This is a genomic window from Pseudomonas sp. LB3P14 (genome assembly GCF_054898045.1).
Map to the genome: position 1 here is coordinate 1,923,817 of NZ_CM142714.1, position 12,973 is coordinate 1,936,789.

The window sequence follows — 12,973 nt, forward strand, 5'->3', positions numbered from 1 at the left end:
TCTCGCCTCTCCCCTTCGTCATTGAACAAACGGAATTTTTTCCCTCGACGACAAGGAGTCGGCTGCGATGTTCGCGCCTATCACCCGTTCCATGACCTTTACCCTGGGCCTGTGCAGTGCCGCCCTGAGCCCCGATTTGCTGGCTGAGACCGACCCTGATCAAGAGCCCGGCCGCACCCTCGAACTGGGCGCCACCCATGTGACCGCCCAAGGTTTGGGCAGCACCACCGAAAACACCGAGTCGTACACCACCGGCGCCATGAGCACGGCGACTCGCTTGAACCTGTCGATCAAGGAAACGCCGCAATCGGTTTCCGTGGTCACGCGCCAGCAAATGGACGATTTCAAACTCGGCACGCTTTCCGAAGTCATGCGCCAGACCACCGGCGTGGTGGTTCAGCACAACGACTCCGACCGGGTGGCCTATTACTCCCGGGGCTACTCGATCAACAATTTCCAGATCGATGGCATGTTGAACACCTTCAGCTACATGAAGTCCGATTCCGACACCATCATCTACGACCGCATCGAAGTGGTTCGCGGCGCGACCGGCCTGACCACGGGCGCGGGCGACCCTTCGGCCACCATCAACATGGTGCGCAAACGGCCGACGGCGCAGTGGGAAGCCCAAACCGGTGTCAGCGGCGGCAGCTATGACGACTACTACAGTTATCTGGACGTCGGTGGCCCGCTGGCCTTCGACGGACGCCTGCGCGGGCGCGGCGTGGTGGCCTATCGCGACAGTGATTCGTTCCGCGACAAGTACCAGCAACAAAGGGAGGTCGGCTACGGCATTCTCGAAGCCGACCTGACCGATGACACCGTGCTGGCGGTGGGTTACGACTACCAGAACAAGCACGTTCAGGGCACCTCCTGGGGCACCGTGCCTTACTGGAACGCTGACGGCGGCAAAGCCAACCTTGGACGCTCCACCAACATGGCCACGTCCTGGAGTTCCTGGCCACTGAAGGACAAAACCGCGTTCGCCAATCTGGACCATCAACTGGGCGGCGGTTGGCACCTCAAGGCTGCCTATACGCACCGGGAAAGTGACACCGACGGCAAGATCTACTACGGCGGTGGCGGCTTCCCGAATGCCGATCGCAGCGGCATGAGCGCCAACGTCAGCCACATGATCGGCACGCAAAAAATGAAGGCCTATGACTTCAACGTGTCCGGGCCATACGCGCTGCTGGGCCGGGAACACGAATTGATGGTGGGTTATGGCGAGGCCGAGCGCAGCGAGGATGCTCCCTACACGGTGGACGGCCCCCGGGCAGCGGATTACAAAAGCATCCGCGACTGGAAATACATGGGCGACATCGCCAAATTCCCCGACACCGTCACCCGCCTGACCGGTTCGAAAGACAGTACCCGCCAGAAGGCCGGCTATCTCGCCACTCGCCTGAGTCTGACGGAGGACCTGCACGCTGTACTCGGCAGCCGCTATGGCAGTTCGAAAGCGTCGAAAACGACCCACAGCTACGACGCCAATTTGCAGTTGAGCGAGTCCGAAAACACCCGCCAGCAACACAACGACATGTGGACGCCCTACGCCGGCCTGCTCTACGACCTCACTCCGGAGTACACCGTTTATGTCAGTTACACCGACATTTTCAACCCGCAGTCCAAGCGCGACAGCCATCGTAAATATCTCGAACCGGTGGTGGGCAGCAACTATGAACTGGGGCTCAAGGGCAACCTGCTGGAAGAGCGACTGAATCTCGCCACGGCGCTGTTCTGGAGCAAGCAGGACAACGTTGCCGAACGCGACGACTCGATACCGCCGGACCCGGCCACCGGCGAGGAGTTCTTCAAGTCTGGCGGCAAGGGCAACAAGGTTCAGGGCTTCGAAGCCGAAATCTCGGGCGAGGTCATGGCCGGCTGGAACATGATGGCCGGTTACACCTACACCCACTCGGTCAATGGCGAAAAGGAACGCGCTGTCACCAACCAACCGTTGAATATATTCCGGCTCTCCACGGCCTATCGCCTGCCCGGCGACTGGCAGGCACTGACCGTGGGGGCTGCGGTGAACTGGCAGAGCGATATCTACCGGGCCGCCAACCGCCCGGTCGGACGCGACGCCGATGGCGAGCTGATCACCGAAAGAGCGAATATCCGTCAGGAGGCCTACACCGTCGTCAACCTGATGTCGCGCTATGCGTTCGACAGGCACCTGTCGGCTTCGTTGAACGTGAATAACCTGTTCGACAAGAAGTATTACGACAACGTTGGTTTTTACAACGGCAACTTTTGGGGCGACCCGCGCACGGTGACCCTGAGCCTGGACTGGAAGCTCTAGGCGCAGGTAATTCCCATTTAACGGAATCGGCGGATAATGTCCCTTCGACATTGCTTCATGGACGAAAGGACCCGACAACTCGTAGTGGGGCACACCATGAAACGTACAACCATGATCCTCGCCGGCCTGATGATGCTCAGTTCAACAGCTGCATTTGCCGAAGGTGGTGCTGAACGCATGCGGTATTACTTCGAGAGCCTGCGGCTCAGCCAAGAGGCGAATCAAAGTAACGCCAGCAACACCACTGAAATAAGAGTGCCTGACGATCAAACCGCGCAAGTGACGGAGCACTACAAACCGTAACGACAAAGGGCGTCCTGATGGACGCCCTTTTTTATGCCCGTAACGCCTTAAAGCGCTTTGGTCCAGAACAGCATCCGACCGTGAGCCGGGTCGAACATGCCCGCGGCAAAACCGAACTTGCCATAGGAAGCCTGGGCGACAGCATTTCCTTCCAGCACCTCCAGTGTGATTTTGCAGCAACCGCGCTGGCGGGCGACGTCCTCGACCTTTTGCAGCATTTTCTGGCTCAACCCCAAGCCGCGAAACCTCTTCACCACCACCACATCGTGCACGTTGACCAGCGGTCGACAGGCGAAAGTCGAGAAACCTTCAAAGCAATTGACCAGCCCGGCCGGCTCGCCACCGACAAAGGCCAGTACGCTGAACGCGTGGGGACGTTTGGCCAGTTCCGCCGGCAGTTGCTTCAGCAAGTCGGCGGGCAACGAGTGGCCGCCGCCCATCGGGTCTTCGGCGTAAGCATTCAGCACCAGACCAATAGCCTCGGCATGCACCGCATTGGTGTAGCTGGCCTGAAGCACAAGAATTTCTGCGGATTCCATTTCCATCCTCGATCACACGTGAAGTAGCCCCGGCGCGTTTCTCGCACTGGAAGGCCGACTGACGATATCGCGAGCGCAGCAATGCCGACAACTGGATCCTGCTGCAATTTTTTTCGCTCAAGCGCCCCAGATCAGCGTTTCGGTCCACCCCAGCTCGGCAAAATCCTCGGCCCTCAAGCCTGACTCGCCGGCACAGAAAAACTCGTCCAGTTGTGGCGGTTTGACCGAGGTACCGCTGAGCATGGCGTGAACCTGCCCTCGATGATGAATCTGGTGCTCGAACAGATGGGAGAGCATACGTACGCGGCTCTCATGTTGCGGCGTGTCCCGGGCGATGGTCACGATCTTCCCGAGGTCGGCGTCGCGCATTTGCTCGCAGTAAGCGATCAGTCGTCGGTCTACCAGCGCTTGTTCGCGCTTGAGGTCTACCGCTTGCGTAAACGGCTCGTCCTGGTTGAAAAACACGTAGCAATCGGGATGCGGATCGTCGCCGCGCAACTCCCGCTCCAGCGCATCCACGTAGAACCAGTCGCAGGTCAGGATGTGATTGAGGGTAGCGCGCAGACTTGGAAAAAAGCTGACCCGCGGTGCCGCCAGTTCAGCCGGACTCAGCTGGCTCCAGCCTTTGGCGAGTCGATGATTGGCCCAGGCGTTCTGATAGGCCATGGTCAGCAAATGGTGCGACAGAGGCTGATTCATGTTCGCGGCTCCTTGGGTTCAAGCGTCGGCGAAACGTTGTAGCTGCATTTCCTGTAAACGGCTGAGGGTGCGGCGGAACGGGAATTCCAGATAGCCTTCGGTGTAGAGCGACTCCATAGGCACCTGCGCTTCGAGGCACAGCGGCACCTTGCGGTCGTAGCACTCGTCCACCAGGGCGATGAAACGCCGTACACCGTCGTCATGCACCGACAATTGCGGCAACTCGCGATCGCCCGCCACCACCCGCTCAACGCCGTCTTCAGTGCCTCGGGCGATGCGTCCTGCGCGTTTCTGCGCACTGAGGCTGGGCACGTCACTCAACAGAATAGCGCTGAAGGTGTCGCACAGGGCGATGAAATCCATGGCGGCAAAAGGCTGTTCACAGAGATCGGCGTAACGACTCCAGAGCACGGTTTCACTGGCCTGCACGACATTGAGTGGGCGGTAGCCAACCTTGATCGGGTCACTGGACACCGACTGGCCGACGGTCAATGCCTTGAACACTTCACCCAGAGCGCTGGGCTGTCCCGGTGCGGCCACCCAGTAGCGTTGCAAACCTTTGCCGGGGTGCAGGCGATGATCTTCACCACCGTCCACCGCAATCACCTGCATATGTTGCTTGATGGCCTCGATGGCGGGCACGAACCGGTCGCGGTTGAAGCCATCGGCGTACAGTTGATCCGGTGGCTGATTGGAGGTGCAAACCACCACCACGCCCTGCTCGAACATCACCTGAAACAAACGCCCAAGAATGATGGCGTCGCCGATGTCGTTGACGAACAGTTCGTCAAAGCACAGTACCCGCACTTCCTCGCTCAGTTCGCGAGCCAGTGCCTTCAACGGGTCGGCGGTACCGGTCAGCTGAAACGAACGCTGATGCACCCAGCCCATAAAGTGGTGAAAGTGTTGGCGACGGGCGGGGACCTTCAGGCTTTGGTAAAACTGGTCCATCAACCAGGTTTTGCCCCGCCCGACCGGCCCCCAGAGGTACACGCCAGTGATCGGCGTGCGCCCTTCATGCAGCGCTTCGTAGCATTTTTGCAGCGCCCAGACGGCATGTTCCTGGGCTTCGTCCTGGACGAAGCCCTTCTGTTCGATGGCGTGTTGCCAGGCGCTTAAGGGAGAGTCGACATTCATGCGCGGCAGTATGCCACGCGGCCTGGTCAGAGGGAGATGTCCAGCCGGGCGATCTTGCCCTGTTCGTTCAGGCGAAACATGTAGCGCAATTCCAGAGGGCTGCCAGGAAATGTCCCGGAGATCAGGTTATGCACCAACACTTTGCCGGTGCGCAGTTGCACGTCGAGCACTTCAACCCGTGGCTGGTAACGCTGGGCGGTGTCTTGCATCCATTGCGCGATGGCGTGAGTGCCGACCTGGTGTTGGCCTTCATCGAACACATTGGCATCCTCAGCGAAAAAACTGGCGACGCGCGAGGTGTCGCGGGCATTGGCCGCAGCAATATAGGCGGCGATGGCGGGTGCCAGTGAAGAGGTTGGATTGGGCATGTTTACGGCTCCTTGTTTGTTGATTCTGGCGCCATGCTAAAACAAGCCTGTGTCAGTTCTTGTCAGGAGTGAAACGCCCTGCTTCGTCCAGTTGCATCTGCTTGCGCCAGGTCCGCAACAGGTCGCTGCGCCGCCCCGGATAACGCTCGCCCTGCGCATTGGCGGCCGAGATCCGGTCGGTGCGAAAGGTGCGATAGGCGCTGCGCAACTCACACCAGGCGACGATGATTCTCACCTCGTTTAGAAACCCCAGGGCCAACGGCCAGATCAGCCGCTGACTCGGCACCTGATTAGCGTCTGCGTAGTCAATGTGCAGCTTGGCCTGATCTCGGATGGCTTGGCGAAACACAGTCAGTGGCACCGCGTTGGGCGCAAAGCCATAGCCGGGCGGACCCGGCAACACCGTCGGGTTGCGTAACGCGTCCAGCGCTTCAGGCGCCAATACCGCGGCAATCTTGGCCAGCGCATCCGCCGCGGCCTTGCTCAACACCTCATCCCCACGCTGATCCACATAGCGCAAACCCAGCACGATGGCTTCGGTTTCATCGGCGTTGAGCATCAACGGCGGCAGAAACAAACCGCTGCGCAACACATAGCCGATCCCCGCTTCGCCGTAGATCGGTGCGCCCAGTGCGGTGAGTTCAGCGATGTCGCGGTACAGCGTGCGTTCGGAAATCTCCAATTCGCCGGCAAGCGTCGCCGCGGTCACCGGACGACTTTTGCCGCGCAGCACTTGCAACAAGGTCAGTAAACGAGTGGTACGCGACACGATCGGCAGGCTCTGTCCGGAAAAGTTGTCGGAGCTTAGCAGAGCACCCTGTCAGAAAGTGGCAGTAGCGAGGGGGCCGGTGGTCGGCCCTTCTCCCGCGAATGAAAAAGTGTCTTGACGCAAAATATTACTCACATCATATTAAATACATGTCGACAGACATTTATATGCCGACCCCAACGTCTTTTCCTTTAGGAGTCATCCCATGCATTACAAAGTCTTCGGCCGCAAAACCGGCTTGCGAGTCTCGGAACTGGCGCTGGGCGCTGGTAACTTCGGCACCGGTTGGGGCCATGGCGCCGAACGCGACGAAGCCAAACGCATTTTTGACGGCTACCTGCAAGCGGGCGGCAATTTCATCGACACCGCCAACGGCTATCAGGCAGGCCAGTCGGAAGCCATGCTCAGCGAGTTCATCGCAGCGGAACGGCATCGTCTGGTCATCGCCAGCAAATACACCTTGGGGACCACACCGGCTGCGGGCATTTCCCACACCGGCAACAATCGCAAGAACATGGTTCGCGCCGTGGAAGAAAGCCTGACGCGGCTCAAGACCGATCACCTCGACCTGTTCTGGGCGCACATGAGCGATGGCGTGACGCCGATGGAAGAGATTCTGCGCGGTTTCGACGATCTGGTACGCGCCGGCAAGATTCATTACGCGGGGCTGTCGAACTTCCCGGCGTGGCGCATCGCTCGGGCTGATCTGCTGGCCGAGATTCGCGGTTTTGCACCGATTGCGGCCATCCAGGTCGAGTACAGCCTCGCAGAACGCACGGCCGAACGTGAACAGCTGCCGATGGCGGAAGCCTTGGGCCTGGCCGCGACGTTGTGGTCGCCGCTGGGTGGCGGGTTCCTCACCGGCAAGTACCGCACCAGCGAAGCGGACAACCGCGCGACCAAACTCGGCATGCTGGTTCACGCCGAGAAAAGCGCCCGTGAAACCGCAGTGCTCGACACCTTGCTGGCCGTCGCCGCGGAACTGGGCGCCAGCCCGACTCACGTGGCCATTGCCTGGCTGCGGGAAAAAGCCAAGCGTTCGACCACGGCGCTGATCCCGATCCTCGGCTCACGCACCCGTGAACAACTGGACGCGACCTTGGGTGCTTTGGATGTGCAGTTGAGTGCTGAACAGTTGTCGCGGCTTGAGGGTGTCAGTGCTGTGGCGATGGGCGTGCCTCATGAATCCATTGCCGGGTCGATGGCGCGATTTACCGGGGCCGAGACTCTCGATTTGCCAATCATTCCGGTTGCCTGAAAGAGCTTCGCGGGCAAGCCTCGCTCCAACAGGTGTTGTGGCGTTCACAAATTTTGTGGTTGCCGAAATCCTGTAGGAGCGAGCGGTGCGGCGATCCGACTTGCCCGCGATGGCGTCGGAGGAGTCACCGCATGTCGGTGTTACCGGTCGACCGTATGCTTCGCTGCATAGAGGCACAGCATCTCCATCGCCAACGTCGCCGCCGCCAGTGAAGTAATGTCCGCGCTGTCGTAGGCCGGCGCCACCTCCACGACGTCCATCCCCACCAGATTAATCCCGCGCAAGCCACCCAGGATTTCCAGCGCCTGCACCGTGCTCAAGCCGCCGCACACCGGCGTTCCGGTGCCCGGAGCGAATGCCGGGTCGAGGCAATCAATGTCGAACGTCAGGTACACCGGGTTATCGCCGACTCTCGCCCGAATTGCTTCGACAATCGCATCAACACCCCGTCGATGCACGTGCCGCGCATCCAGCACTTGAAAGCCTTGGTGATCATCATTGGTGGTGCGCAATCCGATCTGCACCGAACGCGACGGATCCACCAGCCCTTCCTTGGCCGCGTGCCAGAACATCGTGCCGTGATCGACGCGCTTGCCGTCTTCGTCCGGCCAGGTGTCGCTGTGGGCGTCGAAGTGGATCAACGACAGCGGACCATGTTTACGCGCATGAGCCTTGAGCAGCGGATACGTGATGAAGTGATCCCCGCCGAACGTCAACATCGCGCTACCGGCATTGAGAATGTGTTCGGCGTGGGCTTCGATGCTTTCCGGCACCGACTGCGGTGTGCCGTAATCGAAGTCGCAATCACCGTAGTCGATGACCGCCAGATGGTCGAACGGGTCGAAGGTCCACGGCCAGTGGCGTTCCCAGGCAATCCCGGTGGACGCGGCACGAATGCCGCGTGGTCCGAAACGCGCTCCGGGGCGGTTGCTGGTGGCGGTGTCGAACGGGACACCGCTGACCGCTACGTCAACGCCGCGCAAGTCGCGACTGTAGCGACGACGCATGAAACTGGTGATACCGGCGTAGGTACTTTCTGCAGCAGTACCATAGAGACTGTCGCGGGTCATGGCCTGATCGTTTTGCATCGGGACGTCCATCAGGTATTCCTTTTTATTGGCGGCTACGGAAAGTGGTCCACACGCGAGTGCGTTGACGCATGTCCTTGAGGCTCATGCTGCGGTCGGCGTACAACCGGTCACGCACGTCAGCCAGCGGGTAGATGTCCGGGTCGGTGCGCACCGCCTCATCCACCAGCGGTGTTGCCGCCTGGTTGGCCGTCGCGAAGAACAGTTCGTTGGTGAGTGCCGCGACGGATTCCGGGCGCAGCATGAACTCGATAAAGGCGCGGGCCGCTTCAGGGTGAGGTGCGTCCTTGGGGATCGCCAGGTTGTCCTGCCAGACCAGCGTGCCCTCTTTCGGAATCCGGTACGCCACTTCAAACGGCTTGTTGGCCTTGCGCGCCTGATCGGCGGCCATGCTGGCGTCACCGTTGTAGGTCAATGCCAGGCATACGCTGCCGTTGGCCAGATCGCTGATCTGCCGACCGGTGGCGACGTACAACACATTCGGTTGCAGCTGATGCAGCAGCGCTTCGGCGGCTGACAGATCTTCCTTGTCGTTGCTGTAAGGATTTTTACCCAGATAATGCAGCGCCAGGCCCACTACTTCCTGGGGTGAATCGAGAATGGCAATGCCGCAGTCTTTCAGTTTGCTGGCGTATTCAGGCTTGAACAGCAGGTCCAGGCTGTTGAGCGGCACGTTCGGCAAACGCTGCTTCACGGCTTCGACGTTCATTCCCAAACCCAGGGTGCCCCAGGTGTAGGGCACGCCATAGCGGTTGCCGGGATCGACGGCGGCGAGTTTTTCCAACAAATCCGGATCGAGGTTGGCGTAACCCTTGAGGCCTTCGTGGGGAATCTCTTTCAACGCACCGGCTGCCAGTCCGCGGGCCAGCACACTGGAAGACGGCACGACCACGTCATAACCGCTGCCCCCGGTGAGCAACTTGGTTTCGAGTACCTCCGAAGAATCGAACGTGTCGTAACGCACATGGATGCCGGTTTCCTGTTCGAAACGCTGCAAGGTTTCGGGAGCGACGTAATCAGCCCAACTGTAGAGGTTGACGGTTTTTTCCTCGGCCTGGGCCGATACGGCCATGGCGAGAAACAACGCGGGTAAACACAGCTTGAACGTGAGAGCCATGACGAGACACCTGACCAGATGAAGTGGATGCAGAATGCGCCGTCGGATACATTGAAAAAATACCAAGTTAGTTATCCTGACTTTATCCAGGAGTAATGTTTGATGCTCGGCCAACTCCATGATCTCGATCTGCAACTGCTGCGCCTGTTCGTCAACGTGGTGGAGTGCGGCGGCTTCAGCGCGGCGCAGGGTGAACTGGGTCTGAGCCAGTCGAGCATCAGCCAGCAAATGGCCAAACTGGAAACCCGGCTCGGCTATCGGCTGTGCAGTCGCGGCAAGGGCGGTTTCAAAATCACGCCCAAGGGCGAACAACTGCTCAACGCGACTCGCAGCCTGTTCGAGTCCATCGAAGCCTTCCGCCATCAATCCAATGGTGTGGCCGGGCGCTTGATCGGCGAGGTACGCCTGGGGCTGTCCGAAGCGCTCGATCAATCCGTGCTGCAACGGGTGGCCGACGCGATCCGGCGCTTTCGTGAACGGGACGAATCGGTGCGCATCGAGTTGATCAGTGCCATGCCCGGCGAAATGGAACGGTTGCTACTGCAACAACGACTGGACCTTGCCATCGGCTATTTCTCACAAGTACAAAGCGCTTTTGACTACCGCGAACTGTTTACCGAAACCCAGCACCTGTATTGCGCCGCCGGACATCCGCTGTTCACCGATGACGCACCTGACGATCACGCGCTTCAGGCGTGCGACAGGGTCGATCACCCTTACCGTTTCCTGCGCAGCGACGAGCCCTTCCAGGGCAAGTTGTGTTCAGCTCGCTCGGAGCAAGTCGAAGGCACCCTCGCCTTCATTCTTTCCGGTAAACACGTTGGGTATCTGCCCAATCACTTTGCCCGTAGCTGGGAAGACAAAGGCTTGCTGCGGGCCGTACGCCGAGAGGACATGAGTTTCGACGTGGCGTTTCATCTGGCCCGCCATCGCGCCCAGGTGTCGGGGGATGCGCAAAAAGCCTTTGAAGAGGATCTACTCGCGGCGTTCGCTTAATGATCGTTCCCACGCTCCCGCGTGGGAACGATCAGTGCGTTGTGCGTTGCCCTCGATGCCCGCTGCTGGCATCCTGCGCCTCCATTTTTTGACCCGGCCCGCCTTCTGGCACGCATACCACCATGACCGCCTCTGAAAAAGCCCCTGCCCCGCGCAATAACGACCTGATTTACGGCCTCGACGATCGCCCGCATCTGACCGCCACCGTCTTCGCCGCCCTGCAACACGTACTCGCGAGTTTCGTCGGCATCATCACCCCGACCCTGATCATGGGTGGCGCCCTCGGCCTGCAAAGCGAAGTGCCGTACCTGATCAGCATGGCGCTGTTCGTTTCGGGGCTGGGCACGTTTGTTCAGGCGCGGCGTTTCGGCCCGATCGGCTCCGGCCTGCTGTGTCTGCAAGGCACCAGTTTCTCGTTCATCAGCGTGATTCTCAGTGCCGGCTTCATGGTCAAGGCCCGGGGCGGCGGTACCGATGAAATCCTGTCGACGATCTTCGGTGTGTGCTTTTTCGCCGCCTTCATCGAAGTGGTGTTGAGCCAGTTCATCGGCAAATTACGGATGCTGATCACCCCGGTGGTGACCGGGACCATCATCACCCTCATGGGCCTGTCGCTGATCAAAGTCGCCATGACCGACATCGCCGGCGGTTTCGGTGCGGCGGACCTCGGCGCAGCCAGTCACCTGGCCCTCGCGGCATTGGTGCTCGGAACGATTGTGGTGTTGAACCGGGTCGATGTGCCGTTTCTGCGCCTCGGTGCGATCGTCATTGGCCTGACCCTCGGCTATGTCGTGGCCTGGCTGATGGGTGACGTCAATTTCGCCAGCCTGCCCGACGTGCCGCTGATGAGCCTGCCGGTGCCGTTCAAATACGGTTTCAACTTCGATTGGGTCGCGTTCGTGCCGGTGGCGGTGATTTTCCTGGTGTCACCGCTGGAAGCCGCCGGCGACCTGACGGCCAACTCGATGATTTCCCGGCAGCCGGTCAAAGGCCCGATCTACATCCGCAGGATCAAGTCCGGGCTGCTGGCCGACGGCCTCAACTCGGCCATGGCCGCCGTGTTCAACAGCATGCCGATGGTGACCTTTGCCCAGAACAACGGCGTGATTCAGCTCACGGGCGTGGCCAGCCGCTACGTGGCGTTCTTCATTGCCGGTCTGTTGGTGGTGCTGGGGTTGTTCCCGATGATCGGCGCGGTGCTGCAGTTGATGCCAAAACCGGTACTCGGTGGCGCTGAACTGGTGATGTTCGGCACCGTCGCCGTGGCCGGAATCAAGATCCTCGCTGAAGCCGGACTGCATCGGCGCAATATGCTGATCGTGGCGATTTCGATCGGCATGGGCCTGGGTGTCGCGGCGGTTCCGCAAGTGCTGCGCGAGTTGCCGAAGGCGTTGCACAACATCTTCGAATCGCCAATCACCGTCGGCGCGTTGTGCGCGATCGTGCTGAATATCTTCCTGCCCGAAGAATTCATTGAGCTGGAAGAAGATGACTTCGATCCGGAAGCCTCGATCCTGCAAGTCCTGGAGAATCCGCCGGCCACTGAAACAGCCGCCAGCCTGAACCGCTGAAGGGACCGTGCTACATTCGTTGCGACTCCGCTTGGTAGAAGGTTGACCGCACGTTGAACAAGAAAACCGGCATCCGGGCCGCTCAGGCCCATCAAACCCGAACCCGGATTCTCGAAGCGGCCGTGAAGGTGTTCACCCGCGACGGCTACTCCGGGGGGCGGGTGGAGAGCATTTCCCGCGAGGCCGATTCCAACGACCGCATGCTCTATTACTACTTCGGCAGCAAAGAGCAACTGTTCATCTGCGTGCTGGAACACACCTACGAGCAATTCAATAAAGCCGAAAGCCAGCTCAAGCTGGACCTGAGCACACCGCTGTTGGCCCTGCAGGATCTGGTGGCGTTCGTCTGGCATTACTACGTTGAACACCCGGAATTCGTCGCCATCCTCAGCAACGAGAACCTGCACAACGGCAAGCACGCCCAACAGTCCAGCGAGTTGCGCAGGTTGTCGGGAGAAGCGGTCGGCGTGTTGCGGCCGATCATTGAGGCGGGTCAGGTTCAGGGGTTGTTTCGTCAGGATCTGGACATCAAGCATGTGTATTTGATGATCGCCTCGCTTTGCTACTTCTATAACTCCAACCGACACACCCTCAGTTCCTTCCTTGGGGAGGATCTGGCGGACAAGGGGCAGCGGGAGGATTGGTTGGGGTTTATCAAGGATCTGGTGGTGCGGGGGGTGATGCGGTTGCCGGATCAAATACCAGGTTGACCGGACTGGCCTCTTCGCGGGCAAGTCGGGTCGCCGCATCGCTCGCTCCTACAGGTCTTGTGGCTTGACGCTAATTCTGTAGGAGCGAGCGATGCGGCGACCCGACTTGCCCG

The 12,973-nt window shown here is 60.0% G+C and carries 13 protein-coding genes; 6 read left to right on the forward strand and 7 right to left on the reverse strand.

Annotated features, from left to right (window positions below):
* The first annotated feature begins 67 nt into the window (after positions 1-67).
* Positions 68-2,305 carry a TonB-dependent siderophore receptor gene (locus tag ACYZT5_RS08865; protein WP_462050756.1) on the forward strand — a complete coding sequence of 746 codons (2,238 nt, stop codon included), beginning with the start codon at positions 68-70 and terminating at the stop codon, positions 2,303-2,305.
* A gap of 96 nt (positions 2,306-2,401) precedes the next feature.
* On the forward strand, positions 2,402-2,608 hold the full coding sequence (locus tag ACYZT5_RS08870) for a hypothetical protein (RefSeq protein ID WP_462050757.1): 207 nt from the start codon (positions 2,402-2,404) through the stop codon (positions 2,606-2,608).
* A 47-nt stretch (positions 2,609-2,655) separates the two neighbouring features.
* Here ACYZT5_RS08870 and ACYZT5_RS08875 read toward each other — a convergent pair whose 3' ends face one another.
* The 5 genes from ACYZT5_RS08875 to ACYZT5_RS08895 form a co-directional block, all read right to left on the reverse strand.
* Positions 2,656-3,147 carry a GNAT family N-acetyltransferase gene (locus ACYZT5_RS08875; protein WP_462050758.1) on the reverse strand — a complete coding sequence of 164 codons (492 nt, stop codon included), beginning with the start codon at positions 3,145-3,147 and terminating at the stop codon, positions 2,656-2,658.
* Positions 3,148-3,264: 117 nt separating this feature from the next.
* Positions 3,265-3,846, reverse strand: coding sequence for a DinB family protein (locus ACYZT5_RS08880; RefSeq protein ID WP_462050759.1), 582 nt, complete (start codon positions 3,844-3,846; stop codon positions 3,265-3,267).
* An 18-nt stretch (positions 3,847-3,864) separates the two neighbouring features.
* Complete coding sequence (gene zapE, locus ACYZT5_RS08885; protein WP_462050760.1) at positions 3,865-4,983, reverse strand: cell division protein ZapE; 1,119 nt, start codon at positions 4,981-4,983, stop codon at positions 3,865-3,867.
* 26 nt (positions 4,984-5,009) lie between these two features.
* The gene (locus ACYZT5_RS08890) at positions 5,010-5,351 is read right to left on the reverse strand and encodes a nuclear transport factor 2 family protein (RefSeq protein WP_462050761.1); all 342 of its coding nucleotides are present in this window, start codon (positions 5,349-5,351) and stop codon (positions 5,010-5,012) included.
* A gap of 52 nt (positions 5,352-5,403) precedes the next feature.
* On the reverse strand, positions 5,404-6,120 hold the full coding sequence (locus ACYZT5_RS08895; RefSeq protein ID WP_462050762.1) for a helix-turn-helix transcriptional regulator: 717 nt from the start codon (positions 6,118-6,120) through the stop codon (positions 5,404-5,406).
* A 205-nt stretch (positions 6,121-6,325) separates the two neighbouring features.
* Between ACYZT5_RS08895 and ACYZT5_RS08900 the strand changes: the two genes are divergently transcribed.
* Complete coding sequence (locus tag ACYZT5_RS08900) at positions 6,326-7,378, forward strand: aldo/keto reductase (protein ID WP_462050763.1); 1,053 nt, start codon at positions 6,326-6,328, stop codon at positions 7,376-7,378.
* Positions 7,379-7,518: 140 nt separating this feature from the next.
* On the opposite strand, the gene speB is transcribed toward ACYZT5_RS08900, so the two are convergent.
* Positions 7,519-8,478 carry an agmatinase gene (gene speB / locus ACYZT5_RS08905; protein ID WP_462050764.1) on the reverse strand — a complete coding sequence of 320 codons (960 nt, stop codon included), beginning with the start codon at positions 8,476-8,478 and terminating at the stop codon, positions 7,519-7,521.
* Positions 8,479-8,491: 13 nt separating this feature from the next.
* Positions 8,492-9,583 (reverse strand): polyamine ABC transporter substrate-binding protein, encoded by a 1,092-nt coding sequence (locus ACYZT5_RS08910; protein WP_462050765.1) that lies wholly within the window; start codon positions 9,581-9,583, stop codon positions 8,492-8,494.
* Between the two features lie 102 nt (positions 9,584-9,685).
* Between ACYZT5_RS08910 and ACYZT5_RS08915 the strand changes: the two genes are divergently transcribed.
* The 3 genes from ACYZT5_RS08915 to ACYZT5_RS08925 all read left to right on the forward strand — a co-directional run bounded on the left by ACYZT5_RS08915 (position 9,686) and on the right by ACYZT5_RS08925 (position 12,860).
* Entirely contained in the window at positions 9,686-10,579 is an 894-nt protein-coding gene (locus tag ACYZT5_RS08915; RefSeq protein WP_462050766.1) for a LysR family transcriptional regulator, read from the forward strand.
* A gap of 122 nt (positions 10,580-10,701) precedes the next feature.
* Complete coding sequence (locus ACYZT5_RS08920) at positions 10,702-12,150, forward strand: nucleobase:cation symporter-2 family protein (protein WP_462050767.1); 1,449 nt, start codon at positions 10,702-10,704, stop codon at positions 12,148-12,150.
* Positions 12,151-12,203: 53 nt separating this feature from the next.
* A complete protein-coding gene (locus ACYZT5_RS08925; protein ID WP_462050768.1) occupies positions 12,204-12,860 on the forward strand; it encodes a TetR family transcriptional regulator in 657 nt (218 codons plus the stop codon).
* Positions 12,861-12,973: the final 113 nt, after the last annotated feature.

Bases quoted from the DNA above. Each gene is read 5' to 3' on its own strand.
- zapE (WP_462050760.1), bottom strand. From the start codon at position 4,983: ATGAATGTCGACTCTCCCTTAAGCGCCTGGCAACACGCCATCGAACAG.
- ACYZT5_RS08870 (WP_462050757.1), top strand. From the start codon at position 2,402: ATGAAACGTACAACCATGATCCTCGCCGGCCTGATGATGCTCAGTTCA.
- ACYZT5_RS08880 (WP_462050759.1), bottom strand. From the start codon at position 3,846: ATGAATCAGCCTCTGTCGCACCATTTGCTGACCATGGCCTATCAGAAC.
- ACYZT5_RS08900 (WP_462050763.1), top strand. From the start codon at position 6,326: ATGCATTACAAAGTCTTCGGCCGCAAAACCGGCTTGCGAGTCTCGGAA.
- speB (WP_462050764.1), bottom strand. From the start codon at position 8,478: ATGGACGTCCCGATGCAAAACGATCAGGCCATGACCCGCGACAGTCTC.
- ACYZT5_RS08875 (WP_462050758.1), bottom strand. From the start codon at position 3,147: ATGGAATCCGCAGAAATTCTTGTGCTTCAGGCCAGCTACACCAATGCG.
- ACYZT5_RS08865 (WP_462050756.1), top strand. From the start codon at position 68: ATGTTCGCGCCTATCACCCGTTCCATGACCTTTACCCTGGGCCTGTGC.
- ACYZT5_RS08890 (WP_462050761.1), bottom strand. From the start codon at position 5,351: ATGCCCAATCCAACCTCTTCACTGGCACCCGCCATCGCCGCCTATATT.
- ACYZT5_RS08915 (WP_462050766.1), top strand. From the start codon at position 9,686: ATGCTCGGCCAACTCCATGATCTCGATCTGCAACTGCTGCGCCTGTTC.
- ACYZT5_RS08920 (WP_462050767.1), top strand. From the start codon at position 10,702: ATGACCGCCTCTGAAAAAGCCCCTGCCCCGCGCAATAACGACCTGATT.
- ACYZT5_RS08910 (WP_462050765.1), bottom strand. From the start codon at position 9,583: ATGGCTCTCACGTTCAAGCTGTGTTTACCCGCGTTGTTTCTCGCCATG.